The organism is Telluria sp. LT2P80 (genome assembly GCF_059685955.1).
Map to the genome: position 1 here is coordinate 90,484 of NZ_JCASIO010000004.1, position 26,816 is coordinate 117,299.

The window sequence follows — 26,816 nt, forward strand, 5'->3', positions numbered from 1 at the left end:
TGTTTTTATTATTTAGCCACTAAATTTTAAGCATCAAAAAATTCTTTTCCATTGCACCATTGCACCATTGTCCTGGCCGTTACAACGATGGCTCATGTAGTTAGCGATTTATAAGCCTCAAGCAGGTGCTGGAAGATCAGCGCTAACGGATGCGCCTGTTTTTTCCAACCCGCTTCGGCGAGATTGAGCACGTCTAGGCTGCTGTCGGTGTACCAGTAGCTGTCGATCTCGTTGCTCTATCTGGCAGCATCGGGAAAGTCTAGCCATGCCTCACGTGCTGCTCCGGTAAAGCAAGGATGCTACAGCCATCGGGCGTGTTCTTCCCCGACTACCCATATCTCATGGCGAATTGCGTAATGCACCACATTCGCATAATCACCGCCGCGCCAAACGTGGGTCAGGTGCAATTGAATTTCGGTGGCCAGATGAAGCGACAAGCGCGTTGCACCGGACAATTTCAGTATGCCCAGATATTAAGTGAAAATTTCGCTAGCAAGGCGTTATCGGTAAGCGAGCGGAATTGAAAATGTACGTCTGCAAACATGGCATGGTGGTGCCAGTCCTCGAGCGTGTTGGCATTCCGAAGAAAGCGCGTGCCGTAGGCGACTAATGCCAGTTTGCGCATGATCGATCGTCTACCCAAGTGTTTTCTCCGAATAGTCATTCAATCAGTGATGGACCGGTATCACAAGTAGGCCGCGCCACGCGACAGATTTACCCGCACCCTACATGCATAAAAAAAGCGCCGTGAGTCACAGACCCACGGCGCTTGATCGCTTCAACAACATTCAGTCCTAGAACGGAATGTCGTCATCCATATCCGAGAAGTTCGGTGCTGGCTTCGGCTGCGGACGTGCCGTCGGTGCCGGTGGCGCCTGGCGTGGCGCTTGCTGGCGTGGTTGCTGTGGCGCCGAGTAGTCGTCGTCCATGCCGCCACCGCCCATACCGCCACCCATGCCGCCGCCGTCGCCGCCCATGCCCTGGCGACCGCCCAGCATTTGCATGTTTTCAGCGATGACGTCGGTTGCGTAGCGCTCGATGCCATCCTTGTCGGTGTACTTGCGGGTCTGGAGGCGGCCTTCGACGTAGACCGACGAGCCTTTTTTCAGGTATTGCGCGACGATCTCAGCCAGGCGGCCGAAGAACGAAATACGGTGCCACTCGGTCAGCTCTTTTTGCTCGCCGGTGTTGCGGTCTTTGGATTTGTACGAGGTGGCGACCGCGATGTTCGCGATGGCGTCGCCGCTCGGCATGTAGCGCACTTCCGGATCGCGGCCGAGGTTGCCAACGATGATGACCTTGTTAACTGATGCCATTTGATTACTCCTGCTGGGTATGATCAGCCCTGACTCTGCATGCTTCTAGGCGTCAGGGAACGTGGTGGTACAGCCTACTATTATGAGGCCGGCGCCCGGATTTGCCACAACAATTTGTTGTCACCCGTCAGCCGTAACGCAGCGTCATCCCGTCGATTTTATTGTCAATCCGACCTCATCCATAGCTCAGCAGGGAAATTTATTTTGCGAATCTGAACGCTTTGTCATTGAACCGTTCAGAGGGCGACCCACATACGGCGGACATGTCGTTGTCCAGGCCATCGCGCCATCCGGATGCGCTTGCCGAACCAGCAATGCGCACATTAGAACCACTGGACAAATATACAGCCGTAACAAAAACCAGCTACACTAACGGGTTCTCCCCGATTGGCCCGCTGACCCGGTCGCTTAGCGTTCGCGGCTCCGCCACGGTGGCCCACATAAACTAATAGAAAGTCTGCCCAACTTAATGGAAGAAATTCGCATTCGTGGTGCCCGCACGCACAATCTGAAGAACATCAACCTCGACCTGCCGCGCAACAAGCTGATCGTGATCACGGGTTTGTCGGGCTCGGGCAAGTCGTCGCTCGCTTTCGACACCTTGTACGCCGAAGGCCAGCGCCGCTACGTCGAGTCGCTGTCGGCCTACGCGCGCCAGTTCCTGCAGCTGATGGAAAAGCCCGATGTCGACCTGATCGAGGGCCTGTCCCCGGCGATTTCGATCGAGCAGAAGGCGACCTCGCACAATCCGCGCTCGACCGTCGGCACCGTCACCGAAATCCACGATTACCTGCGCCTGCTGTACGCGCGCGTCGGCACGCCGTATTGCCCGCAGCACCCGCACCATCCGCTGGCCGCGCAGACCGTGTCGCAGATGGTCGACTCGGTGCTGGCCATGCCGGAAGGCACCAAGCTGATGATCCTGGCGCCCGTTGTAGCGGGCCGCAAGGGCGAGCATGGCGACCTGTTCCTGGCAATGCAGGCCCAGGGTTTCGTGCGGTTCCGTATCGCCAGCGGCGTGGCTGCGGCCAAGATCTACGAGATCGACGAGCTGCCCAAGCTGAAGAAGACCGAGAAGCACACGATCGACGTCGTGATCGACCGTATCAAGGTCAATCCGGACATCAAGCAGCGTCTGGCCGAGAGTTTCGAGACCGCACTGCGCCTGGCCGATGGCCGCGCGGTTGCGTACGAAATGGACACCGAAAACATGACGGTGTTCTCGAACAAGTTCGCCTGTAATGTCTGCGGCTACTCATTGCAAGAGCTGGAACCGCGCCTGTTCTCGTTCAATAACCCAATGGGCGCCTGCCAGGAATGCGACGGCCTGGGCCACATCGAATTCTTCGATCCGAAACGGGTCGTGGCCTTCCCGCACCTGTCGCTGGCGTCCGGCGCCGTGAAGGGCTGGGATCGCCGCAACCAGTTCTACTTCCAGATGCTGCAGAACCTGGCCTCGCACTACGACTTCGACCTCGACGTGCCGTTCGACAAATTGCCGGCGGCATCGCAGGATGCCGTGCTGTTCGGTTCGGGCACGACGGCGATCCCGTTCAGCTATGTGAACGAGCGCGGCCGCACCGTGATTCGCGAGCACACGTTTGAAGGCGTCGTTAACAACCTGCAGCGCCGCTATCGCGAAACCGATTCGATGGCGGTCAAGGAAGAGCTGGCGAAGTTCATCAACGAGAAGAAGTGCCCGTCGTGCGAAGGCGCGCGTCTGCGCACCGAAGCGCGCTACGTGAAAATCGGTCAGGGTGCCCAGCAGCGCGCGATCTATGAAGTATCCGATAAGCCGCTGCGCGATACGCTCGAGTTCTTCGAAACGCTGGAACTGACCGGCGCCAAGAAAGACATCGCCGAGCGCGTGATCAAGGAAATCATTTCGCGCCTCAAGTTCCTGAACAACGTGGGTCTGGATTACCTGTCGCTCGACCGCAGCGCGGACACCTTGTCCGGCGGCGAAGCGCAGCGTATTCGCCTGGCGTCGCAGATCGGCTCGGGCCTGACGGGCGTCATGTACGTGCTCGACGAGCCGTCGATCGGCCTGCACCAGCGCGACAACGATCGCCTGATCGCGACGCTGAAACACCTGCGCGACATCGGCAACAGCGTGCTGGTGGTCGAGCACGACGAAGATGCAATCCGCACCGCCGACTACATCGTCGACATGGGACCGGGCGCGGGCGTACACGGCGGGCAGATCATCGCCGAAGGCACGCTCGAGCAGATCATGAAGAATGAGCATTCGGTCACGGCCCAGTACCTCGATGGCCGGCGCCGGATCGAAGTGCCGAAGAAGCGCACCAAGGCCGATCCGGCCCGCCAGCTCGTGATCACGGGCGCCAAGGGCAATAACCTGAAGGACGTGACGCTGACGCTGCCGGTGGGCCTGATGACCTGCATCTCGGGTGTCTCGGGTTCGGGCAAGTCGACCCTGATCAACGACACGCTGTATCCGGCGCTGTCGCGTCACCTGTACGGCTCGCAGACCGAGCCGGCCGAGCACACGTCGATCCACGGCCTGGAACACTTCGACAAGGTGATCTCGGTCGACCAGGCGCCGATCGGCCGCACGCCGCGCTCGAATCCGGCGACCTACACGGGCCTGTTCACGCCGATCCGCGATCTGTTCTCGACGGTGCCGACTGCCAAGGAACGCGGCTACAGCGCGGGCCGCTTCTCGTTCAACGTCAAGGGCGGGCGCTGCGAAGCGTGCCAGGGCGATGGCGTGATCAAGGTCGAGATGCACTTCCTGCCGGACGTGTACGTGCCGTGCGATGTCTGCCACGGCAAGCGCTACAACCGCGAAACGCTGGAAGTCAATTACAAGGGCAAGAACATCACCGAGGTGCTGGAACTGACCGTCGAGGATGCGCACGAGTTCTTCAAGCCGGTGCCGGTGATTGCGCGCAAGCTGCAGACGCTGCTGGACGTGGGCCTCGGCTACATCAAGCTGGGGCAGAGTGCGACGACCTTGTCGGGCGGTGAAGCGCAGCGCGTGAAACTGTCGCTCGAGCTGTCCAAGCGCGACACGGGTCGCACGCTGTATATCCTGGATGAACCGACGACCGGCCTGCACTTTGCCGACATCGACCTGCTGCTGAAGGTGATCCACCGCCTGCGCGACCAGGGCAATACGCTGGCGATCATCGAGCACAACCTGGACGTCATCAAGACGGCGGACTGGGTGGTCGACCTGGGACCGGAAGGCGGCGCCGGCGGCGGCGTCATCGTGGCAACGGGTACGCCGGAAGACGTGGCCAAGAACAAGGGCAGCGCCACCGGCAAGTACCTGAAGCCGTTGTTGAAGGTGTCGGCGAAGGCGTAATACGCCGCTTCAGGCAGCACCATCAAACAGGGGCAACGCCAGCGGCGCTGCCCCTGTTTTTTTTTATGCGCGCAAGGCCTGCATTGCCGCGCTGATGAACGCGCTCATGCGCTCGTCGACCATCCCGGATTGCCGCAGTGCCGGCTCATTCTGCAAGGCTTGCCGGATCTTTTGCTGGGTTGCCGGCTTGTCGCCTGCAAACGAACGGAACAGATCGAACCACGCCAGCGCCAGCGCACGTGCCTGCGGCGATTCGGGCGCATGGCCTTCGTCCATCGCCGTGCGAACCTGCGCCACCAGTGGCGGCCACTCGGCATCGCGCTTGCCAAAGTTGGCGCGCATGAAGGCAAACTCATCGTCGTCGAGATAATTCCGGTAAATCGACAACTGGTGCGCTTTCGATGCCGCCAGGATGAACGCCATCATCTGCGGTGAAATGCCGGTGCGCTCTTGCACGCTGGGTTCGTGTTCGTGCATCGCGTTCAGCTTGGCGAACAGGATCGGATTGTCACCGGTATCGCGCCGGACTTTGGTCATCCACGCCATTGACAAGGCCTGCGCCTGCGGATCGCCAGGCTCGGTGCCGGCATCCATCAGCGCCTGCACCTGCGCCACCAGTGCCTGCCACTCGGGCTCGACATCATCGGCCTGGGTATAGATTGGTAATTGCGTGAGTTCTTCCTGCGAAAAATACTTGTCGTACATGGTCATGTGCTCCAGCGTTGTCAGCCAATCGGCCAGATCCGGTTCCTGTCCGTCGGCCAGCTGCCCCTGCAGTTGCGACAGGCGGCTGCGCAAGGCTTTGGCCTGCTGGATCTGCTCGGTCAGCAGGCCGATCTGGCGCGCGACGACCGTGGCCAGCGACAAGTCGGCTCTGGTGAGGGTAGTTCCGATGTCGGCCAGCGCCAGCCCGAACCTGCGCAATGCCAGAATGCGGTGCAGGCGGGCGATGTCGGCTTCGTTGTACAGCCGGTAGCCGGCGTCGGAACGCGCAGAAGGCGATAGCAACCCGATCGCGTCGTAGTGGTGCAAGGCACGGACCGTCAAGCCAGTGCGTTTTGCCAGTTCCCCAATTTTCAGCAGCATCGTCGTCACCCTTTCTTCATGCGTGAAGACAGGATGGAGCCTGACGCCACGTGAGGGTCAAGCCTACAATGAATCAGGGGCAGCGCCACCGGCGCTGCCCCTGTTCTTTTTTTTATATTTTCACCGCCATGAAGACGGCGCCTCCCCCACCAGGCAGTTCGAGCTTACGCTCAAGCAGCCAGTTGTTTCTCCAGCCGGTCACGCGTGGCCACCAGCTCTTGCGGCAGGTGGTAGGCCAGCTTCTCGAACAGCTCGGTATGCAGTTTCAGTTCTTCGCGCCAGGCATCCTTGTCGATCGACGTGATCTGCGCAAATTGCTGCTCGCTGAAGTCCACGCCTTCCCAGTTCAGGTCGGTGTAGTTCGGCGTGGTGCCGAACAGGTGCTCGGTGCCGCCGGTGGCGCCGGCGGTGCGGTCCAGGATCCACTTCAGGACGCGCATATTGTCACCGTAACCTGGCCACACGAAGTTGCCCTGCGCATCGGTGCGGAACCAGTTGACGCAGAAGATCTTCGGCAATGCTGCCGGATCAATTGCTTCGACCTTCTTGCCCAGATCGAGCCAGTGCTGGAAGTAGTCGCTCATGTTGTAGCCGATGAACGGCAGCATCGCGAATGGATCGCGGCGCACGACGCCCATCTGGCCGGCAGCGGCGGCGGTGGTTTCGGAACCCATCGCGGCGGCCATGTAGACGCCTTCCACCCAGTCGCGCGCTTCGGTCACCAGCGGCACGGTGGTCGAACGACGGCCACCGAAGATGAACGACGAGATTGGCACGCCGGCCGGATCGTCCCAGGCTGCATCGATCACCGGATTTTGCGTTGCGGCGACCGTGAAGCGCGCGTTCGGATGCGCCGCCTTGGTACCCGATGCCGGCGTCCAGTCCTTGCCCTGCCAGTCGATCAGGTGGGCCGGTGCTTCCTTGGTCATGCCTTCCCACCAGACGTCGCCGTCGTCGGTCAGCGCGACGTTGGTGAAGATGACGTTGTCACGCAGCGAGGCCATGCAGTTCGGATTGGTCTTGTCGTTGGTGCCCGGGGCCACGCCGAAGTAGCCGGCTTCCGGGTTGATCGCGACCAGCTTGCCATCGGCGCCCGGCTTGATCCAGGCGATGTCGTCGCCGATGGTCGTGACTTTCCAGCCGTTGAATGCCTGTGGTGGGATCAGCATCGCGAAGTTGGTCTTGCCGCAGGCCGACGGGAATGCGGCAGCGATGTATTTCTTGTCGCCTTGTGGCGATTCGACGCCCAGGATCAGCATGTGTTCGGCCAGCCAGCCGGTGCCGCCCTGCTGCGCTTCTTGATAGCCCATGTTCGACGCGATACGCAGTGCGAAGCACTTCTTGCCCAGCAGCGCATTGCCGCCGTAGCCCGAGCCGAACGACCAGATTTCGCGGGTGTCCGGATAATGGACGATGTACTTGGTGGCATTGCATGGCCATGCGACATCGGCCTGGCCATCGACCAGCGGCATGCCGACCGAGTGCACGCATGGCACGAAGTCGCCATTCTGGCCCAGCACGTCGTACACGGCGCGGCCCATGCGCGTCATGATGCGCATGTTGACGGCGACGTACGGCGAGTCGGACAGTTCGACGCCGATGTGCGCAATTGGCGAACCCAGTGGGCCCATCGAGAACGGCACGACGTACAGCGTGCGGCCGGTCATGCAACCGTCGAACAGGCCGTGCAGCGTGTTGCGCATTTCAGCCGGTTCCATCCAGTTGTTGGTCGGGCCGGCTTCTTCTTTCGTGGCCGAGCAGATGTAGGTGCGGTCTTCGACGCGCGCCACGTCCGACGGATCGGACCAGGCCAGGTAGGAATTTGGACGCTTGGCCGGGTTCAGCTTTTTCATCGTGCCAGCGGCAACCATTTCGGCGCACAGGCGGTCGTATTCATCTTCCGAACCGTCGCACCAGTAGATGCTGTCAGGCTTGGTCAGCGCAGCAATCTCAGCCACCCAATTGATGAGTTTTTGATGTTTGATGTAAGCTGGGACGTTTAGTGCGGCGACGCCGCCCATCACGGGTTGGTTCATGGGGATACCTCCAAATGCCAATTAAGAATTCGGGTGGACCGTTACCTTGCATCGTCTTCAGCCGGGGCGCCCTGCGGTCGATCACGACGTTGGGCAGGCACTCTGCGGCAGAAGCAGGCGTCAACACTTGACGACACAGCGGGCAGGTCGGCAGCTTCGAATGAAGCTGTGCGGTGCGTCTCGTGAGCACCGTTGGATACGTGTCATTCGCTTAAGTTCTGCGCCGATTGTACACCCGCAAAACGGCGTTTCGACGGGTTTCACTACAAAAAAGTAGGAAAAATGCCCGACTAATGTAGTAGGCTATTTGGGCATTTGCCCTATCGTGTTATTTGTTTACAGGCAGATCATACAATTGTGACAACACCAATGAAAATCGCGATTCTTGACGACTATCAAGACGCTGCACGCCGTCTGGCGTGCTATCCCCTGCTCGATGGCCACGAGGTCAAAGTGTTCCAGAGCTCGACCCGCGGCCTGGGCCAGCTTGCTATCCGGCTGGCCCCGTTCGATGCGCTGGTGCTGATCCGCGAACGCACCGCCTTCTCTGCGGCCCTGCTCGCCAAGCTGCCCAACCTGAAACTGATTTCGCAAACCGGCAAGGTCAGTGGCCATATCGACGTCGCCGCTGCGACCGCACGCGGTATTGCAATTGCCGAGGGCGTTGGCTCACCGATTGCACCGGCAGAATTGACGTGGGCCCTGATCATGGCGGCCAGTCGCAAGATCGTGCCGTATGCCACCAATCTGAAAGAAGGGCTGTGGCAGACGGCCTCGACCAATCAGGTACTCAACGGCGTGGGCCGCGTGCTGCACGGCCGCACGCTCGGGCTCTGGAGTTACGGCAAGATCGGCAAGCTGGTGGCCGGCTATGCGCGCGCGTTCGGGATGCGCGTGGTGGTATGGGGTAGCGAAGCGAGCCGGCAGGCCGCGATCGCCGATGGCATTGAGGCGGCGCCGTCGCGCGAGGCGCTGTTCGAAATGGCCGATGTGCTGAGCCTGCACCTGCGCCTGGCTGAATCGACCCATGGCATCGTCACGGCAAGCGATCTGGCCCGCATGAAACCGGACGCGTTGTTCGTCAATACCAGCCGCGCCGAACTGGTGGCCGATGGCGCATTGGAAAGCGCGTTGAAGAAAGGCCACCCGGGCATGGCAGCGCTGGACGTGTTCACGAGCGAGCCGCTGGGACCGGATTCACCATTGCTGCGCATCCCGACCGTGCTGGCGACGCCCCACATCGGCTACGTCGAGCAGGACAGCTACGAACTGTATTTCAGCGCGGCGTTCGAGAATATCGTGCAGTTTGCGCAGGGTACGCCGACCAATATTCTCAATCCGGAAGCGTTGCATAACCGCTGAGCAAAAGACGCCGCAAGCTCAGCGTAGTTCGGGTTCGCCTTTGATGTTGATCTTCGGCGCCGGCAGCACATGCGTGCCGGTCCAGAGGCCGGCCCAGCCTGGCGGCCAGCCGATGTCCGGCCCGGCATAGGGTTTGAGGCCCGCGCGCACCGGCACGATCGGCACCGGTGGCGCTTCGATCAGGCCGCCACCTGGTGGCCGCTCCATGTTCAGGCTATACATGTAGCCGGGCAGCAGCAGGTCGCATGCCTGCGCGAACCACGCCGTGTGGTCTTCGTCGCGGCCCAGCGCCTCGGCAAGTCCTTGCGGATCGAACTTGGCCAGCGCGTGGATCAGCTCATCGGTGCTCGCACCCGGCACATCGTTCCAGCCCATGACCGGATTGTTGTTGTACTCGGCGCCCGAGCCATACCAGCCTTCGCGCCAGGTGCGCTGCATCCAGTTGCGCGGTCCCGTGAACAGGTGCCAGCGCCAGTGCAGGCCGGATGGCTTGGGCCACGAGTACAGATACAGTTTCTGGTAACCGGCCTCGTGCAGCGCGCGCACGACGGCCATCAGGCGCGCGTGCGGCATGCGGTCAGGCGGGGCGCGCCGGAACAGGATCGGCTCGCCGTCAGCGTGCTGCACCTCGTCGTTCGACAGGTTCAGGTCTTGCGCGCGCGACTCGTTGCCGAAGCGCGCCGACACCCACCCGGTGAGCAGGTTGACATGCGTGATCACGCCATAGCCGCGATGGCGCTGGAAGATCACGGTTCCGGGGGCAACTGCTTTCATGGCAAATATAGAAATAGACTGTAGAAAAGGAAAATGGTGGGGGAAATACTCATCCGATCCGGACGATTCTAGCGCAGTCGCCTGGAGATCGCCGGTGGTTTGGCGATATCATGGGGACCTTTTTTCAGCGAGTGGATAAACCAACATGACTTTGCGACTCATCGCCACCGGCGGCACTTTCGACAAGCATTACAACGAACTTAATGGCGTGCTGGGCTTCGCCGAAAGCCATTTACCAGAGGTCATCCAGCGCAGCCGCATGACGGTGCCGGTGGCGCTGGACGTGCTGCCGCTGCTCGATTCGCTCGAGATGGGCGACGCCGACCGCGAGCGTGTGCTGACGACCTGCCGGGCTGCCTCCGAGAAGGCCATCGTGATCGTGCACGGCACCGACACGATGCGCGAGACGGCTGCTGTGCTGGGCGCGGCGGGCCTGGACCAGACCATCGTGCTGACCGGCGCCATGATCCCGTATGCGATCGCCAATTCCGACGCGCTGTTCAACTTGGGCTTTGCCTGCGGCGTCGCGCAGGTGCTGCCGGCCGGTGTGTACGTGGCGATGAACGGTCAGGTGTTCCCTTGGGATAACGTGACCAAGAACCGCAGCGCCGGCGTGTTCCAGGGATTATAAACAGAAACGAAAAACGAAAAACGGCCGGACACCAGGTCCGGCCGTTCAATGCACCTGCGCCTGCTTATGCCTTGGCTTCGCCGCCCAGCGCTTCGACGATATCAGCCAGCATCTTCGACAGCTCGCCCGTCATCAGGACGATATCGTTGTCGAAACGTTCGTCGTCGTTGTGGGTTGCGCTTTCGCCTTCCTTGATCACGTCCAGAGGCTTGATGCCCTTGATGGCCAGCGACTCGGTCAGCACGAAGCTGACGCGGTCGTTCCAGGTCATGGCCAGGCGCGTGCACTGTTTGCCGGCAGCGATGTGGCGGCGGATGTCGTCCGGTTCCAGCGTGTGCTTCACGTAGCGCACTGCGGCGCGGCTCTCGCCGGTGGCGCGCAGTTCGGTGTCCTGGTCGATCGTGAAGCCGTACGGCGCTTCATCGGCTTCGAGCCAGCCGGTCATCACGGCCACCGGCGAGCGCTGCACACGGAGCGACTCCAGCGGCATCTTGTCGACGGCCTTGAGCAGCAGCTTGACGACATCGTCGGCCTTGGCCGGGCTGGCCGCATCGACCACGAGCCAGCCATTGACCGGGTCGATCCAGGTCCAGACATTGCTGCGCAGCGTAAAGGCGCGCGGCAGCAGTTCGTCGGCCACGCGCTCCTTCAGTTCCTTCATGGCTTTTTTGCCTGGCGGGAAGCCCTGCGCTTCTTCCATTTCGGCCGCCTTGGCCTTGGCCACCTGGTTGATCACCGATGCCGGCAGCAATTTCTTTTCGGTGCCCAGCATGATCAGCATCTGCTTGTTCACGACATGGACCAGGCCGCCATTCGGGCGCGGCGCATCCCAGCCCTGGCGCAGCAATTCGTTGCTGTTGGCAGGCACGAAGCTGCCCGGCTCGAGGGCCTTTTCCAGCTGTTCAGGGGTGTAGGCCCAAGGGGCCGGCAGGCGGTAGATCTGGAGATTCTTGAACCACATAGGCTTAATCCGATTGTTTCACTAATACAAGGGAACGACATTCTACGCTGCACAGGAGCCGCAGCGTCAAAAATGTCAGGGGGTTGTCGCGTCGTCCAGAGAATCGTCGAACAGCCGTAACTGCTCGACAATCTCGGTGTCGCCCAGGCGCACGCCGACGCCCAATAATCGCACCGGCCGGCTGGCGCGTGCCCAGCCGGTCTCCAGTAAACGTCCATATGTCGGAATGTTGGGCGCATATCCCACACATTCGACCGTTGTCTGCTGGAAGTCCGAAAACTTGATCTTCACGAACAGCTTGTTGATGAGTTTTTCAGCATTTGCCCGCTTGATCCGGCCCAGCAGATGCTCGTGCAGATCAGGCAGCAGCTTCAGGCAGGCGGCCAGGTCGGGCACGTCCGGCGTGTAGGTTTCCTCGGTGCTGATCGACTTGCGCTCGCGCGAGGTATTCACTTCGCGATGGTCGATCCCGCGGCTCAGGTCATACAGCCGCACGCCGAAGCTGCCCATATGTTCTTGCAGCTTGTCCAGGCTCCAGCCGCGCAGGTCGGCGCAGGTCTGGGCGCCGAGCCGGTTCAGTTTTTCAGCCGTGACCTTGCCCACGCCGTGCAGTTTCTTGACCGGCAGCGCCGCAACAAACGCGTCGACTTCTTCGGGCCGCACCAGGAACAGGCCGTCAGGCTTGTTCCAGTCGCTGGCGATCTTGGCGACGAACTTGTTCGGCCCCACGCCGGCCGAGGCCGTGATGCCCACCGTCTCGACGATGCGGCGCCGGATCTCTTGCGCGATCAGCGTCGCGCTGCCCTTGCAGTGCGGCGAATCGGTCACGTCCAGATAGGCTTCGTCGAGCGACAGCGGCTCGACGATCTCCGTGTAATCCTGGTAGATGGCCATGATCTGGCTGGACGCGATGCGGTACTTTTCCATTGCCGGCGGAATCACCACCAGCTCCGGACACAGCTTCATCGCCTGGGCCGTGGCCATCGCCGAATGGATGCCGAAGCGGCGCGCCTCGTAATTGCAGGTGGCAACCACGCCACGCTGGTCGGCGCGCCCGCCCACTGCCAGCGGCCGGCCGCGCAGCGACGGATCGTCGCGCATCTCGACCGATGCATAAAAGCAGTCGCAATCGCAGTGGATGATTTTTCGGGCTGGGGCGTTCACGCTGGCGGGCCGCCCCATGCGGTCACAAACTGCCGGGGTCGCTTACTGTAATTGCATACAGTATCTTCTAAAAATCTTCCCCATGCAAATCTTGCTTATTTCTTGGCATTCTTCCCGGTGAAGCCGTTCTTCACCTTGCTGAAGTCGGCCTTGCGGATCATCCCGTGCACGCCCTTGGTGCCGTCGACCACCTGGCTGACCTGGAAGTCGCTGGCTGCGCTCAGATAGGCAAATGCGGTGGGACGGTCCATGCCCAGCATCTCGGTCAGGAAGCGGATCGATTCGCGCGTGGCATCCTTCATCGCTTCGTCCAGATCGGGGTTCAGGCCGATCGTCACCCAGTGATCGGCCGTCTCGCCAAGCGGCCTGGCCAGGCTGCCCGAGCGCGATGGAATGCCGGGGTCGCCTTTTTTCAGCACCGTGATGCGGAAGGTCGGGCGCATCGAATGCTCGAGTGCGGTCAGCGCCACCTCGCCATCGCCCTGCGCCATGTGTGGGTCGCCCGTGTAGAAATTGCCGCCCTTGACCAGCACCGGCAGGTAGACGGTCGAACCGACGCCCAGGTCGTTGATGTCCATATTGCCGCCGTACAGGCCGGGCGGCACCGAGTGCACCGGCTTGGTCGTGTCAGCCGCGACACCCATCACGCCCATGAACGGCGCGGTCGGGAACGTCACTTCGGTGCCGTCGGCGGTCTTCATCACGGCTTCCCACTTGCCCGCCTTGGTGCGCCGGATCGGGGTGAACACCGATACGTTGTTGTAGGCGCCCGGGTTGGCGGCCGAGGCATCTGCTGTCGGCTTCGGCGTTTCCGGGAATTCGCCGGGCAATGCCCCCTTGCCGTGGCGATTCGAAATCACGCCATACGGCACGCGCGGCACGGCCGACAGCAGCTCGACCTTGAGCACATCGCCCGGCTCGGCGCCGTCGATCGCAACCGGCCCGGTCACGATGTGCGGCCCGTCCTTGGCAAAATCATGGGCCATCGACGAGCCCGTGATGGCGATGCCATCCTTGAGGACCATATTGGCAGGAATGCCCTTGCTGCCAAAATACGCCAGCGGATTGCGGCCCTGGTCCTCGACCAGGCCTTCATGCGACAGCGTGTCGAAGACAATCGTCGCACCGGATGGCACTGACAGCACCGGCTTGGTGGCCGCATTCGGCAAGTAGCCCCAAGTGACCGTTTCCACCGTCGAGGGCACGTAATACACCTCGTGCCTGGTGCCGGGGACGACGACCCGCCCCGGCTTGTCGGCCAGCGGTTGCAGCGGGAGCTTGTCGGCGGTCTGGGCGAACACCGCCGTTGCGGGTGCAAACACGGCCAGGGCAAGGGCGGTCGCGAGCGTAATGGTGCGCAATTTCATGATGGACTCCGGTCGATGGCTGCTTGGCAGGGAACCCTGTATGCATGCAATCAACGTGCCATGTGAAATCAGGCAGATCACGCGGCAGCCCGGCCATATGCGCACCGGCGAGGCGCGCAGGCGCGGTCTACCGTATCACTGACAGCGCATACCGGCCATTGCTGGTGCCGGTGCCGCCACTGGTAAAGAGCACGCGCAGATAGAGGACCGCCGTGCTGGTGCTGGTATTGGCGAAGGTGGCGGTGTCGGCCACGCCGGCGCGGTTCACGCTCGCGCTCAGTTGCTTGCCTGCGCTGTTGTACAGCTGCAGGTCATAGTTGGCCGTTGCCAGCACCGCGCTCAAGCTGGCCTTGAGCGTCTTGCCGGCCGGCAGATCGACCCGGAAGTAATCGGTATCGGTCGTCGTGCCCAGGTTGCCGGTAACGCTGGCATTGACAGGCGTGACGGGATCGGCGGTGGCGATGGTGTTGTTCGCTTCGCTTTCAGCAACCACGACAGGTGCAGCGCTGTTTTTGGCCCATGCGGCAGCGGCCGCCGCATTGACGATGCCGGCGCCGCATCCCGTGCAACTGGCCGGAAACGCGCGCGCCGTTGACTTCAGCTGCGCTGCGATCACGTCCGGCGTCAGGTTGGTGTTGGCCGCCAGCATCAGTGCTGCCACGCCGGCCACGTGCGGCGCGGCCATCGACGTGCCCTGGTAGAGCGCGTAGGTGTCCGCCAGCGGCCCGCTCCGGCCGCTGTTGAGCGTGGAAAGCACGCCTGAGGCGCCATCGCCGCCCGGTGCGGCCAGCGCGACCAGGGTGCCGAAATTGGAATAGCGTGCCCGCCCGCCGGTGCGGCCAGTAGCGGCCACCGCGATCACGCCGGTGCAGTTGGCCGGACTCGCGTTTCTGACGTCCATGGCCGAATTGCCCGCTGCGGCCACCACCACCGCGCCGCGCGCGCGCGCCCCGTTGACCGCGTTCTGCATCGTCGCGCTGCAGGCCCCGCCCCCGCCCAGCGACAGGTTCAGCACGCGCGCCTTGTTGGGATTGGCCGGCACGCCGGAAACGGTACCACCGGATGCCCAGGTGATCGCATCGGCGATATCGGAGGTGTAGCCACCGCACTTGCCCAGCACGCGTACCGGCAGGATCTTGGCGTTGTACGCCACGCCCGCCACGCCGGCGCCATTGTTGGTGCGCGCTGCCACCGTACCGGCCACATGCGTGCCGTGCCAGCTGGATGGCTGGTCGGAAAATGGCTGACCGCCACCGCAGGCGCCGGCCGTGATGCCGTCACCCGGGTCGCTGGCATCGTTGTCGCGCCCGTTGCCGTCATTGCCGATGGCGGCGGTGCTGATGAAGTCGTAGCCCGGCAGGATCTGCCCGCTCAGATCGGCGTGCGGGCGGTAGCCGGTGTCGATCACGGCCACTACCACGCCGGTACCGGTCGAGATATCCCAGGCGGCCGGCAGGCGCAACCCGCCAACGGTATCGTAGTAATGCCACTGGTCGTTATAACGCGGGTCGGTCGGCGTGGCCGAGTGCGTCATGATGCGGTCTGGCTCGGCATATTCGATCGACGCATCGCGCATCATCATCTCGGTCGCCAGCGAGCGCACCTCGGCCAGATTGTGCCGGCGATCGAGCTTGAACACCTTTGCGCCGTTCGACAGCGCATGGCTCTCCCGGACCAGCACGCCAAATTGCTGACCGGCGCGATCAATCCTGGCCTTGCGCGCGCTGCTCCCACCTTCCACGATCACCGTCGATCCATTGGCGGCGGGTTGGGCGTCGCGGTACTTCACGATGACGCGGTCGGTTTCCAGAATGGATTGCGGCTCTTGGGAGCCTGCGGCGGCGGCGAACGCCGGGAGGGATGCCAGCGCCAGCCAGAGTGCAGCGCGCTGCGTCAAGGCCACGGCGTGCATCGAATGCGTTTGTTTCATGATTTTTCCCGTTCAAGTTCTGCATCAGGCATGTCGATGCGCCTGAGTCATGACAAGACCAGCTGCACCGGGTGCCGCACGATAGCGGCAGGTTCAAGAGTAGCCCCAAGGAAACATATTGTCGCGTGGAAAATCACACCCGTTCAGCATAGTTACAACACTTGTACTGGTCGTTTCCTCATTAACATTTTTTCTTTGGCGTAACTTTTTGAACGCGAAATATGTAACGGCTTATTTTTGTTGATTAATAATCATGAACAGAGAATCTTGAACCGAAAAAAAACACGCGCGAACGAATCGCGCGTGTCCTGGATCCAAAAAACGACCCTGGCCATGAAGATGGCGCAGGGTCACCGGCTTACCAATTCAGCTTCAGCGAATAGCGGCCGTTGGTCGTGCCCGTGCCGCCACTGTAATAGGTCACCCGGACGTAACGGATCGCCGTGCTGCTGGTGGTATTGGCCGAATTGACGGTATCGGTCGCGCCGGCGCCGTTCTGGCTGGTGCCCAACTGCGCACCGGTGCTGCTGTACACGTACAGGTCGTAGTCGGCCGTCGTCGATGTCGCGGTCAAGCTCGCCGCCAGTGTCTTGCCGGCTGGCAGATCGACGCGGAGATAATCGGTGTCGGTCGTGCTGCCCAGGTTGCCGGTGACGGTCGTGTTGCTGGCCGCGACCGCATCTGCCGTGCCCGTCGTGTTGTTCGACTCGCTCTCGGCCAGCGTGGTGACCGGTGTGCCGCCACCGCCCCCTGTGGCCGACGCCACGGCAGCGGCGGCATCGACGATGCCGGTGCCGCAACCCGAGCAACTGGCCGGGAACGCGCGCGCCGTCGACTTGAGTTTCGACTCGATCTCGTCCGGCGTCAGGTTGGTATTGACCGCCAGCATCAGCGCCGCCACGCCGGCCACGTGCGGCGTGGCCATCGACGTGCCCTGGTAGGCTGCGTAGCTGTCCGCGGCCGGTGCGCCGGTGCCGCTGTTGAGCGTCGACAGCACGCCCGAGGCGCCGTCGCCGCCAGGCGCTGCGACGTCCACCAGCGTGCCGAAGTTCGAGTACGACGCGCGCCCGCCGGTACGGCCGGTGGCCGCCACCGCGATCACGCCCGAGCAGTTGGCAGGACTGGCGTTGCTGACGTTGACGGCGTCGTTGCCGGCAGCGACCACCACCACCGCGCCGCGCGAGCGGGCACCGTTGATCGCGTTTTGCGTGGTTGCATCGCAGGCGCCGCCGCCGCCCAGCGACAGGTTCAGCACGCGCGCCTTGTTGGCATTGGCCGGTACGCCCGACACCGTTCCGCCGGACGACCAGGTGATGGCGTCGGCGATGTCGGACGTGTAGCCACCGCACTTGCCCAGCACGCGTACCGGCAGGACCTTGGCGTTGTAGGCCACGCCTGCGACGCCGGCGCCGTTGTTGGTGCGTGCTGCCACCGTGCCGGCCACGTGCGTGCCGTGCCAGCTCGATGGCTGGTCACGGGTTGGCTGGCCACTGCCGCAGGAACCCGCGGTGACGGCGTCGCCCGGGTCGCTCGCGTCGCTGTCGCGGCCGTTACCGTCGTTGCCGATGGCAGCGGTGCTGATGAAGTCATAGCCGGCCAGTTGCTGGCCGCTCAGGTCGGCATGGGGCCGCGAGCCCGTGTCGATCACGGCCACGATCACGCCGGCGCCGGTCGAGACATCCCAGGCGGCCGGCAGGCGCAGGCCACCCGCCGTTTCGTAGTAATGCCACTGGTCGGTATAGCGCGGGTCGGTCGGCGTGGCCATGTGCGTCATGATGCGGTCCGGCTCGGCATATTCGATCGACGGATCGCGCGCCATCATCTCGGCGGCCAGGGACTTCACTTCGGCAAGATTGCGCTTGCGGTCGAGCTTGAACACTTTCGCGCCGGTGGAAATCGGGTGACTTTCCTGGACCACCATGCCGAACTGCTGGCCGGCACGGTCGAGCTTGGCCTTGCGCTCGCTGCTGGTACTGGCCACGCGCGCAGCGATGCCATTGACGGCCGGTTGCGCGTCGCGGTACTTCACGATGATCCGGTCGGTTTCCACAATGAACTGTGGCCCCGGGGACGCCGCATCGCCCGCAGCCGCCAGGGCTGCACTCGAGGCCAGCGCCAGGGATACCGCGGCGCACATCTTCAATACGACAGGACGAATCGAATGCGTTTGCTTCATTTTTCTTCCTTGTTCAAGGTTTTCCGTCGGGCGAAAGGGCTCGCCCGTATCGTTGTAAGTCCGGACGTTGCCGGCGCCGCATCGAGGCGGCTCAGCCAGCGTAGCGCGAAAGAAAGATTTGACGGAACGCAAACCTGAAGAAGTGAAGCGTGCATACAACGGTTACATGCCTAAATTTTGCAAAACCATGTTTTGTTCGGTGAAACACAAATTTAACAGAATACTTGACACCTAAAATTTGTTGACGAAGATTTATCGCATAGTTCTCAGATGCAAAAAAGGGCCGCGCAATGCGCGGCCCTTTTCGTTTGTGACACGCAAGCCTCATGCGAGGCCGGTCAATTCTTAGAAATTACCCTTGAATTGCATGCCCCACTGGCGCGGCTCGTTGGTGAAGCCGGTCAGGTTGTTGAAGTCGATGGCGCCAGTGATACGGCGCTGGTCGAGCACGTTGCGGCCGAAGGCTGCCACTTCATACTTGCCGTTGCCGAAGATGTAGCCGACGCGCACGCCGCCTTCGGTCAGTGGTGCACCGGTGAACTCGGTCGACTCGTACAGGAAGAAGTTGACCTTGCTGCGGTAAGACCAGTCGGTGTAGAAGTACAGCTCGCCGTCACGGAACGGTACGCCGTAGCGGGCCGTCGCGTTGAAGGTCCAGCGCGGTGCCTGTGGCAGTGCATTGCCATCGATCACGACACGGCCGGCGCCGTTGATCGGATCGGTGATCGTGCACTGTGCGCAGCGGTTGACCGACAGGCTGCCGTCACGGATCTGCGTGTAGTTGTAGCTCGCGCCGGCGCTCATGCGCAGGGCGGTGCTGATCGCCGCTTCGAAGTCGAACTCGGCGCCACGGCCCTTGGTCTTGTCGGCGTTGATCAGGCGGTTGACGTTCGAATTGCCACCCACCACGGTCAGCTGCTGGTCGTCGATCGTGTAGTCATAGATCGAGAACGAACCACGTGCGCGGCGCTCGAACAGGTCAGCCTTGATGCCCAGCTCGACCGACTTGATGGTCTCGGCATCGGCCACGGTGATCGGCACCGACGCCGACGCAGCAGCGATACTCGGAGCGCGGAAGCCCGTGGCCGCGCGGCCGTACACGTTCACGTCAGGCGTGAGCTTGTAGGTGGCCGACAGATCCCAGCTGACCTTCTTCTTGTCCGCTTCGACCGACGACGGGCCGATCTGGACGACGTTGGTCGCTTCGATGGTGCGGAACTCTTTCTCGTCCTTGGTGTAGCGCACGCCGCCGCGGATGGTCCAGTCAGGGGTCAGGTTGTACGTTGCCGAAGCGAACGCGGCCCAGGCCTTGTTCTTCTGGGTCGACACCAGGCGCGAGGTGCGCGCGTAGGTGGTGCTGTCGAAGTTGTCGCTGCCGCCGGTGACATCTTCATCGAAGAAGTAGACGCCGGTCTGCCAGTTGAACGGGCCGGTGTTCTGCGATTCGACGCGGAATTCCTGGCTGTACTGGTCGAGGTTGTTGATGTAGCCGTTGGTCTCGACCTGGAACGGGATGAAGCCCGGGCCGGTCGGCGTGCCGCCGTCGATGTCGCCGCGGCTCGAGTAACCGATGATGTGCTCGTAACCGGTGATCGACGACAGCTTGTAGCCGCCCAGATCCCATTCCAGACGCAGGTTGATGCCGTTGGTTTTCAGGTCCTGGTCATTCATCGCGTTGGTGACGATCTGGTCCAGATCGGTACCGTCGGCGAAGGTGTTGCTGCCCTTCTTGATCAGGTTGGCGCGGAACAGACGTGCGCTGCCATTGGTCTGACGCTGGTGGAAGCCCAGCAGGCCGGTAACACCATCTTTGCTGTACAAGAACTGCACGCGCTCGGCGTGTTCGTTGTAGCCGTCGAGCTCACCGCGTTTGGTGGTCTTGGCCGGGGTGCTGTAGTTGTCGACGTAGTCGTCGCGGTGCTGGCCGACGGCCGACACGCGCATTGCCACGTTGCTCGACAGCGGCACGTTGACGGCGCCTTCGGCATTGAACGTGTAGTGCGATGCCGCCGACACGTTGTAGTAGCCTTCGGTGCTGTTCAGGCGTGGCTTTTCGGACTCGAACTTGACGACGCCGGCCGGGGTATTACGGCCGAACAGCGTGCCCTGCGGGCCGCGCAGCACTTCGACGCTGGCCAGGTCGAAGATCGGGAAGCCCTTGAGGATCGGGTTCTCTTGCACGATGTCGTCGTACACGAGCGAGACCGGCTGCGAGGCGAAGGTGTTGAAGTCGGTATTGCCGTAGCCGCGGATGTAAAAGCGCGGGAAGGTACGGCCGTTCGACGATTCCACGTTCAGGCTCGGCACTTTGCCGGCCAGCAGGCGGATGTCGTCGCCACCCGAGACCAGGACGTCCAGCTTGTCACCCTTGAGGGCCGTCACCGACACCGGCACGTCGCGGATGTTCTCGGTACGGCGCTGCGCGGTCACGGTGACCGATTGCAGCTGCAGGGACTCGGGCGCCGGTTCGGCCGGGGCCGCCGTCTGGGCTGCAGCCTGGGCGATCGGCAGCAGGACGAGGAACGCCAGCGCTGCGCCATGGGAGCAGGTGACGCGCTTGTGCATCTTGGACATCTTGGTCATGGAGTATTTTCCTGGTGATGATAAAAGAACCGGTGTCTCCGTTCTTCTTTTCCAACGCCCCCCCGCCGGGTGCGCGGGCGGTGCTACCCCGCCCTTGGCAACGCGCATCTGTGGCGCCCATCTTTGCGATGTTTTAAGGTTGCCGACTTGCTAAAGGCGGTATTGTCCGTGATGGTTATCAGTCGGGCAAGCAAATAACTCGTTGACGCCATGATTACAACACATGCAGATCGTTGGCTGCGGACGGGGCCAGCAACCAGAAAAAATAGCGCTTTCGATATTTTTTCGAAAAACCCCTTGCAGACCCTCAAACGCACCCTCTATAATTCGGTCCTCTTCGACGCAATGACAAGCGTCAGTAGACATCAACGAGATGGGCGCTTAGCTCAGTTGGTAGAGCGGATCCCTTACACGGATTAGGTCGGGAGTTCGAGCCTCTCAGCGCCCACCAAGCATCTCGACGATGGATCGAAGGCTGATCTTAGTAAAACGGAGTGGTAGTTCAGTTGGTTAGAATACCGGCCTGTCACGCCGGGGGTCGCGGGTTCGAGCCCCGTCCGCTCCGCCAGCATCACTGAAGAAGGGTCCGATTCGTCGGGCCCTTTTTCTTTTTCTGCGCGCGTTTGCGTGACGGCTTGCACACCGCTGCCACGTTACGCCCGCTTGCGCATCAACTCCCCGATTTCCACCCGATCCCGCCCCGCGCGCTTGGCCGCGTACAGCGCATGGTCGGCACGCGCCATGGCCCCACCCAGATCTTCGTGCGGATCGAGCACCACGACGCCGATGCTGACCGTCATCCGGTAGGTCGGACCGCTGGTGATGACCGTCGCTTCGCGGATCGCCCGACGCAACCGCTCGGCAGCCTGCACCGCCGCATCGAGATCGGCCCCGGGCAGCAGCAGCGCGAATTCTTCGCCACCCACGCGGCCGATCGTTTCGTGTTCGCGCAGGAGTTGCCGTATGGTGCGTGCAAATACCACCAGCGCCTCGTCGCCGGAAGCATGGCCCCAGCGGTCATTGATTTGCTTGAAGTGGTCGATGTCGATCATCAGGAGGCCCAGGCCGGTACGCTGACGCTGGGCCAGCAGGCGCGCGCCGTCGGCCTGTTCAAGAAATGCGTGGCGGTTTGGCAATCCTGTCAGGGAATCGGTCGTGGCCAGCTTCGCCATCCGGCTGTCGTCCTTCTGCTTGCACAGCAACAAAAAGCCGAAGCCGTTGACGATCATGAGCACGTAGCCCGTCAGGTACGCCACCTGCTGGGCAGCGCTGTGGTCGAGCGGGCCCTTGTTCAGCCATCCCGAAACGACCCAGACGGCGACAGCCGTGGCGAACAGCGCGTCGTTGATGCCGATGATCCGCTGCAGCAGCGACGCGCTGCGCCGGCGCAGCAGCGCCCACGCCATGGCAGCGGCGAAGAACGCCACCACGACGCCCACGAGTACACTGAGCTGAACGTGACTGGCCCCACGCACTGCGCCAGCCAGCATGATGGCAGAAGACAGCAGCGTGATCGGCAGCAGCACCCGGCCCCAGCGTGCGAAGCCGAAGAACACGCAATACGCCGCCATTTCAAGGGACATGGCGAGAATCCAGACGAGGCCCTCCAGGCCGACGATCAGCGGCAGGCCCAGTACCGGACTGGCCCAACCGATCAGCTGGCTCACGCCCATGCCAAGCCGCGCCCACATCCACAGGCGCAGCCCGGCACTGGGCGCGGCGCCGTGGGTGTATCCCGCCATCAGAATCGCAAAGCCGACGTTGCCGATGCCGAGTGCAAGAAGAAAAGTCTGTATATCAATCACTGCCTGTCCTTGAAAAGGCACTTGCACCCGCCTCGCCTCATCACGCGCGGCTTTACAAAAAAACCACTGATGTTGCACTAGGGAATTATGTTACACGTTTTTTAATACAGGTGAGCGCACGCTTGACCTGCCTTATGGACGCGCCGCCACACCGCCGCGCGCACGCGACGCTTTTTGATGCGTGGCAGCATCCGATCGCGGATAATCAAACAGACAACAGACCGCACCACCCTGGAGCACGCCTTGATTTTTCGTTTTCTCAAACCCCCGCGCATGTCGCCGCGCCTGCATCGGCTCAAGAGCTCATCGCTGTTTGCTGCGCTGACGCCGCTGGAACTGAAGATCGTCGATGGCTTGCTGCACGAGCGCCGCTATTTAAAAGACGAAATCATGTTCGACGAGGGCGAAGAGGGCCAGGCGCTGTATCTGTTGATGAGCGGCCGGGTGCGCATCAGCCGCCTGCACGAAGGCATGACGCAGGTCGTGGCCGAGCTCGAGCCGGGCGGCTTTTTTGGCGACCTGGCGCTGCTCGACAATTCGCCCCGCAATGCCCAGGCACGCGCCCTCGAGCCATGCGAAGTGGCCGTGTTCTTCCGCGCCGACTTCCTGGGCCTGATGGAAACCGACGCCGTCATCGGCTACAAGATCTCGCTGGCACTGGCGCGCCACATTGGCCTGCGCCTGCGTGAATGGATGGGCACCGGCCGGCCACAGCTGGAAGCGTTGTGAGCACCCACCTCGACCCTGCCCACGGCCCCGAGCGCGCCGGCCCGGTCGTCTGGACCGGCATCATCGGCGGCACCTGCCTGCTGCTGCTCGTCGTCCAGAAGCTGCTATGGCTCGCCCTGCCCTTCATCTTCGGCGCCGTCCTGTATTACATCCTGCTGGGCCCGATGCAGCGCATGGTGCGCGCGGGCTTTGGCCGCAACGCTGCCGCGCTGTGGGTCTGCACGCTGTTCTTTACACTGACCGCGCTGGCGCTGACGGCCGCCATGGCCTGGGGCGACGGCCCCGAAGAAGATTCATGGGAAGCGACGATCAGCCTGTACCTCGACGGTGGCGTCGCCTTCGTACGCAATTCGATGGGTTTGCTGGAAGCGAAGTTCCCGCTGCTGGCCGAGATGCGCCTGACCTCGACCGTCAATCGCGCGTTCACCAACTACACCAGCGACTTCGCGCAGAACCACCTGGGCGACATCGTCGTGGGCATCGTGACCTGGGTGCCGTCGCTGTTCCTGGCGCCGTTTCTCAGCTTCTTCCTGCTGCGCGACGGTGTGCGCTTCAAGAAGTTCCTGGCGCGCGCGGTGCCGAACGCCTACTTCGAACCGGCGCTGTACCTGCTGCACGAAGTCGACCAGACCGCGCGCCGCTACTTCGAAGGCCTGCTCAAGCTGACGGTGCTCGACACGATCGTGCTGGCGCTGGGCCTGTGGATCATCGGCGTGTCCTCGCCCCTGCTGTTGGGCCTGATCTCGGCGGTGCTGGCCTGGGTGCCGTTCGTCGGCTCGATCGCCGGCTGCGCGCTGGTCGTCATCGTCGCCTCGACCGATGCGCCGGGCAACCCGCTGATGGCCTATGGCGCGATTGGCGTGTTCGTGCTGGTGCGCCTGCTGGACGACTTCATCTTCATGCCGGCCACGCTGGGCCGCAGCCTGCACATCCATCCGCTGGTGACGGTGCTGATGATCTTTGTCGGCGGCATGCTGGCGGGCGTGGTGGGACTGATGCTGGTGCTGCCGCTGCTGGGCGTGGTGATGGTGATCGGCGAGACCCTGGGCGTCCTGGTCACGCACCCGCGCCTGCGTGCACGGCACCGCTATGCCAATTCGCTGCGCACACGACAGGCCAGCATGGACCTGGACATCGCGCGCGAGCGGCGCGGGGCGCCGACGCCGAATGCGAAATTGAAGACCAAACCGTAACGGACAACATCGCACTATCGAAAAAAAACCGGCGCCCCAGGCGCCGGTTTTTTTTATCCCATCGATCGTGTTTATTTGCGCACGGTCTTTGGCTTGGCCTTGATGGTCGACAGGATCGACGGCTTGACCTTCGACGGCGGCGCCATGAACGGCGTGGTGGCCGGCGTGCGGTCGGTGCGGCCGCGTGGAGCGCCGGCGCCCATTGGACGCTTCTGCGCGCCATCGGCTGGCCGCCCTTTCGGCGCCATGCCCGGGCCGCGGCGCTCTTCGCGCAGCGAGCCGCTGGCCATCTCGCCGCCCGGGGCCGGGATCAGGTGCCGGTCGCTGTTACCGATCAGGTCGCCACGCCCCATGCGATACAGGCCTTCGCGCAGGATCGGCCAGTTTTCGGGATCGTAATAGCGCAGGAACGCCTTGTGGAGTTTGCGCGTCTTGCCGCTCTTTGCCGTCTCGACGATTTCCGAATCCTCGGTCACCTTGGCCAGCGGGTTGCGGCGCGAGTGGTACATCGTCGTGGCCATCGCCATCGGGGTCGGCGTGAACGTCTGCACCTGGTCGAGCTTGAAGTTGTTTTTCTTCAGCCACAGCGCCAGGTTCAGCATGTCTTCGTCGGTCGAGCCCGGGTGGGCCGCGATGAAGTACGGGATCAGGTACTGCTTCTTGCCGGCTTCGAGCGAGTACTTGTCGAACATGCGCTTGAACTCGTCATAGGCGCCGATGCCCGGCTTCATCATCTTCGACAGCGTGCCCGCTTCGGTGTGCTCCGGTGCGATCTTCAACAGGCCGCCGACGTGGTGCGTGACCAGCTCTTTCACGTATTCGGGCGAGCGCACGGCCAGGTCGTAGCGCAGGCCCGAACCGATCAGGATCTTCTTGATGCCGGGGATCGCGCGCGCCTTGCGGTACAGCGAGATCAGCTTGCTGTGGTCGGTGCCCAGGTTGCTGCAGATGGTCGGGTACACGCACGACAGGCGGCGGCAGCTTTCCTCGATCGTCTTTTCCTTGCACGCCAGGCGGTACATGTTCGCGGTGGGGCCACCGAGGTCGGTGATCGTGCCGGCGAAGTTCTTGGTCGTGTCGCGGATCAGTTCGATTTCGCGCAGGATCGACGGCTCGGAACGGCTCTGGATGATGCGCCCTTCGTGCTCGGTGATCGAGCAGAAGGTGCAGCCGCCGAAGCAGCCGCGCATGATGTTGACCGAGTAGCGGATCATTTCCCAGGCCGGGATGTGCGCCTTGCCGTAGCTCGGGTGCGGCGCGCGGGCGTAGGCCATGTCGTAGACATTGTCCATCTCGTCCATCGCCAGCGGCAGCGGCGGCGGATTCAGCCAGACGTCACGGTCGCCGTGCGCCTGTACCAGCGCACGTGCATTGCCCGGGTTCGATTCGAGGTGGAACACGCGCGACGTGTGCGCGTACATGACCGGGTCGGCGCTGACGGTTTCAAAGCTCGGCAGGCGCACGACGGTCTTGGCCGCTTTTTCGCGGGCCGCGGCCTGGCGCTGCTCGCGCGTCATGATCATGATCGGCTTGACCTCGGGCTCGGGCGCGGCGTTGTCGAGCGCGCAGGCCTTCGGGTCTTCCAGTGCCATCGCGTACGGGTTCGGCTGCTTGTCGATGCGGCCCGGCACGTCCACGCGGGTGGAATTGTGCACGCTCCACTCTTCGTCCGGCAGCCAGCCCAGCGGCACCAGGAAGGCGGTGCCGCGCAGATCGCGGATCGTCTTGATGTTTTCGCCCGCAGCGATGCGGCGCGTCAGGTCGACCAGCGCGCGCTCGGCGTTGCCGAAGATGAGCAGGTCGGCCTTCGATTCGAACAGCACCGAGCGGCGCACTTTATCGGACCAGTAATCGTAGTGGGCGATGCGGCGCAGCGAGGCTTCGATGCTGCCGGCGATCACCGGCACGCCGGGAAATGCTTCACGGGCGCGCTGGCAATACACGGTCACGGCGCGGTCGGGGCGCTTGTTCGGCGCGCCTTCGGGCGTATAGGCATCGTCGGAGCGGATCTTGCGGTCGGCCGTGTAGCGGTTGACCATCGAGTCCATATTGCCGGCGGTGACGCCCCAGTACAGATTGGGTTTGCCCAGTGCGCGGAACGGCTCGACCGAGGTCCAGTCGGGCTGGCTGATGATGCCGACCCGGTACCCCTGCGCTTCGAGCAGCCGGCCGACCAGCGCCATGCCGAAGCTCGGGTGGTCGATGTAGGCGTCACCCGTGATCAGGATGATGTCGCACGAATCCCAGCCCAATGCGTCCATTTCGGCGCGGGACATCGGGAGGAAGGGTGCGGTCGGGGCGCGGCTGGAGCGCTTGGCGACCGTCGCAAAGAGATTGGCAGGGGAGTTCATTGCCCGGCATTGTACCGGAAA

Annotated in this window: 18 protein-coding genes and 2 tRNA genes; 7 read left to right on the plus strand and 13 right to left on the minus strand. The window is 62.7% G+C overall.

Annotation, left to right across the window (positions count from 1 at the left end; genetic code table 11):
• Positions 1-457 precede the first annotated feature (457 nt).
• Entirely contained in the window at positions 458-625 is a 168-nt protein-coding gene (locus AC56LW_RS12170; protein WP_499634605.1) for a hypothetical protein, read from the minus strand.
• Positions 626-794: 169 nt separating this feature from the next.
• Positions 795-1,316, minus strand: coding sequence for a single-stranded DNA-binding protein (gene ssb, locus AC56LW_RS12175; RefSeq protein ID WP_499634608.1), 522 nt, complete (start codon positions 1,314-1,316; stop codon positions 795-797).
• Between the two features lie 469 nt (positions 1,317-1,785).
• Between ssb and uvrA the strand changes: the two genes are divergently transcribed.
• Positions 1,786-4,647: an excinuclease ABC subunit UvrA gene (gene uvrA, locus AC56LW_RS12180; RefSeq protein ID WP_499634611.1), complete on the plus strand. Its 2,862-nt coding sequence runs from the start codon at positions 1,786-1,788 to the stop codon at positions 4,645-4,647.
• Positions 4,648-4,710: 63 nt separating this feature from the next.
• Here the strand turns inward: uvrA and AC56LW_RS12185 are convergent, their stop codons facing one another.
• Positions 4,711-5,733, minus strand: coding sequence for a MerR family transcriptional regulator (locus AC56LW_RS12185; protein ID WP_499634614.1), 1,023 nt, complete (start codon positions 5,731-5,733; stop codon positions 4,711-4,713).
• Between the two features lie 170 nt (positions 5,734-5,903).
• On the minus strand, positions 5,904-7,769 hold the full coding sequence (locus AC56LW_RS12190; RefSeq protein WP_499634616.1) for a phosphoenolpyruvate carboxykinase (GTP): 1,866 nt from the start codon (positions 7,767-7,769) through the stop codon (positions 5,904-5,906).
• Positions 7,770-8,138: 369 nt separating this feature from the next.
• Between AC56LW_RS12190 and AC56LW_RS12195 the strand changes: the two genes are divergently transcribed.
• Positions 8,139-9,131 (plus strand): D-2-hydroxyacid dehydrogenase family protein, encoded by a 993-nt coding sequence (locus tag AC56LW_RS12195; protein WP_499634619.1) that lies wholly within the window; start codon positions 8,139-8,141, stop codon positions 9,129-9,131.
• 18 nt (positions 9,132-9,149) lie between these two features.
• On the opposite strand, the gene AC56LW_RS12200 is transcribed toward AC56LW_RS12195, so the two are convergent.
• A complete protein-coding gene (locus tag AC56LW_RS12200; RefSeq protein WP_183555178.1) occupies positions 9,150-9,905 on the minus strand; it encodes an L-asparaginase in 756 nt (251 codons plus the stop codon).
• 145 nt (positions 9,906-10,050) lie between these two features.
• Here AC56LW_RS12200 and AC56LW_RS12205 point away from each other — a divergent pair, with 145 nt between their 5' ends.
• Entirely contained in the window at positions 10,051-10,536 is a 486-nt protein-coding gene (locus AC56LW_RS12205) for an asparaginase domain-containing protein (RefSeq protein ID WP_499634622.1), read from the plus strand.
• Positions 10,537-10,600: 64 nt separating this feature from the next.
• Here the strand turns inward: AC56LW_RS12205 and AC56LW_RS12210 are convergent, their stop codons facing one another.
• The 6 genes from AC56LW_RS12210 to AC56LW_RS12235 all read right to left on the minus strand — a co-directional run bounded on the left by AC56LW_RS12210 (position 10,601) and on the right by AC56LW_RS12235 (position 20,717).
• A complete protein-coding gene (locus AC56LW_RS12210) occupies positions 10,601-11,497 on the minus strand; it encodes a recombination-associated protein RdgC (RefSeq protein WP_183555176.1) in 897 nt (298 codons plus the stop codon).
• 75 nt (positions 11,498-11,572) lie between these two features.
• On the minus strand, positions 11,573-12,679 hold the full coding sequence (dinB, locus tag AC56LW_RS12215) for a DNA polymerase IV (RefSeq protein WP_499634624.1): 1,107 nt from the start codon (positions 12,677-12,679) through the stop codon (positions 11,573-11,575).
• Positions 12,680-12,756: 77 nt separating this feature from the next.
• Positions 12,757-14,028, minus strand: coding sequence for an acetamidase/formamidase family protein (locus AC56LW_RS12220; protein ID WP_499634627.1), 1,272 nt, complete (start codon positions 14,026-14,028; stop codon positions 12,757-12,759).
• A 127-nt stretch (positions 14,029-14,155) separates the two neighbouring features.
• Entirely contained in the window at positions 14,156-15,958 is a 1,803-nt protein-coding gene (locus AC56LW_RS12225) for a S8 family peptidase (protein WP_499634630.1), read from the minus strand.
• A gap of 358 nt (positions 15,959-16,316) precedes the next feature.
• Positions 16,317-18,134, minus strand: coding sequence for a S8 family peptidase (locus tag AC56LW_RS12230; RefSeq protein WP_499634632.1), 1,818 nt, complete (start codon positions 18,132-18,134; stop codon positions 16,317-16,319).
• A 345-nt stretch (positions 18,135-18,479) separates the two neighbouring features.
• Positions 18,480-20,717, minus strand: coding sequence for a TonB-dependent receptor (locus tag AC56LW_RS12235; protein WP_332531302.1), 2,238 nt, complete (start codon positions 20,715-20,717; stop codon positions 18,480-18,482).
• Between the two features lie 375 nt (positions 20,718-21,092).
• Here AC56LW_RS12235 and AC56LW_RS12240 point away from each other — a divergent pair.
• Positions 21,093-21,168, plus strand: a tRNA-Val gene (locus tag AC56LW_RS12240).
• A 40-nt stretch (positions 21,169-21,208) separates the two neighbouring features.
• Positions 21,209-21,285, plus strand: a tRNA-Asp gene (locus AC56LW_RS12245).
• Positions 21,286-21,370: 85 nt separating this feature from the next.
• On the opposite strand, the gene AC56LW_RS12250 is transcribed toward AC56LW_RS12245, so the two are convergent.
• Positions 21,371-22,522 carry a GGDEF domain-containing protein gene (locus AC56LW_RS12250; protein ID WP_499634635.1) on the minus strand — a complete coding sequence of 384 codons (1,152 nt, stop codon included), beginning with the start codon at positions 22,520-22,522 and terminating at the stop codon, positions 21,371-21,373.
• 243 nt (positions 22,523-22,765) lie between these two features.
• On the opposite strand from AC56LW_RS12250, the gene AC56LW_RS12255 reads away from it, so the two are divergent.
• The gene (locus AC56LW_RS12255; protein ID WP_221290483.1) at positions 22,766-23,251 is read left to right on the plus strand and encodes a cyclic nucleotide-binding domain-containing protein; all 486 of its coding nucleotides are present in this window, start codon (positions 22,766-22,768) and stop codon (positions 23,249-23,251) included.
• Entirely contained in the window at positions 23,248-24,444 is a 1,197-nt protein-coding gene (locus AC56LW_RS12260) for an AI-2E family transporter (protein ID WP_332531300.1), read from the plus strand. The genes AC56LW_RS12255 and AC56LW_RS12260 overlap by 4 nt, the downstream gene beginning before the upstream one ends.
• Positions 24,445-24,515: 71 nt before the next feature.
• Here the strand turns inward: AC56LW_RS12260 and AC56LW_RS12265 are convergent, their stop codons facing one another.
• A complete protein-coding gene (locus tag AC56LW_RS12265; RefSeq protein ID WP_499634638.1) occupies positions 24,516-26,795 on the minus strand; it encodes a YgiQ family radical SAM protein in 2,280 nt (759 codons plus the stop codon).
• Positions 26,796-26,816: the final 21 nt, after the last annotated feature.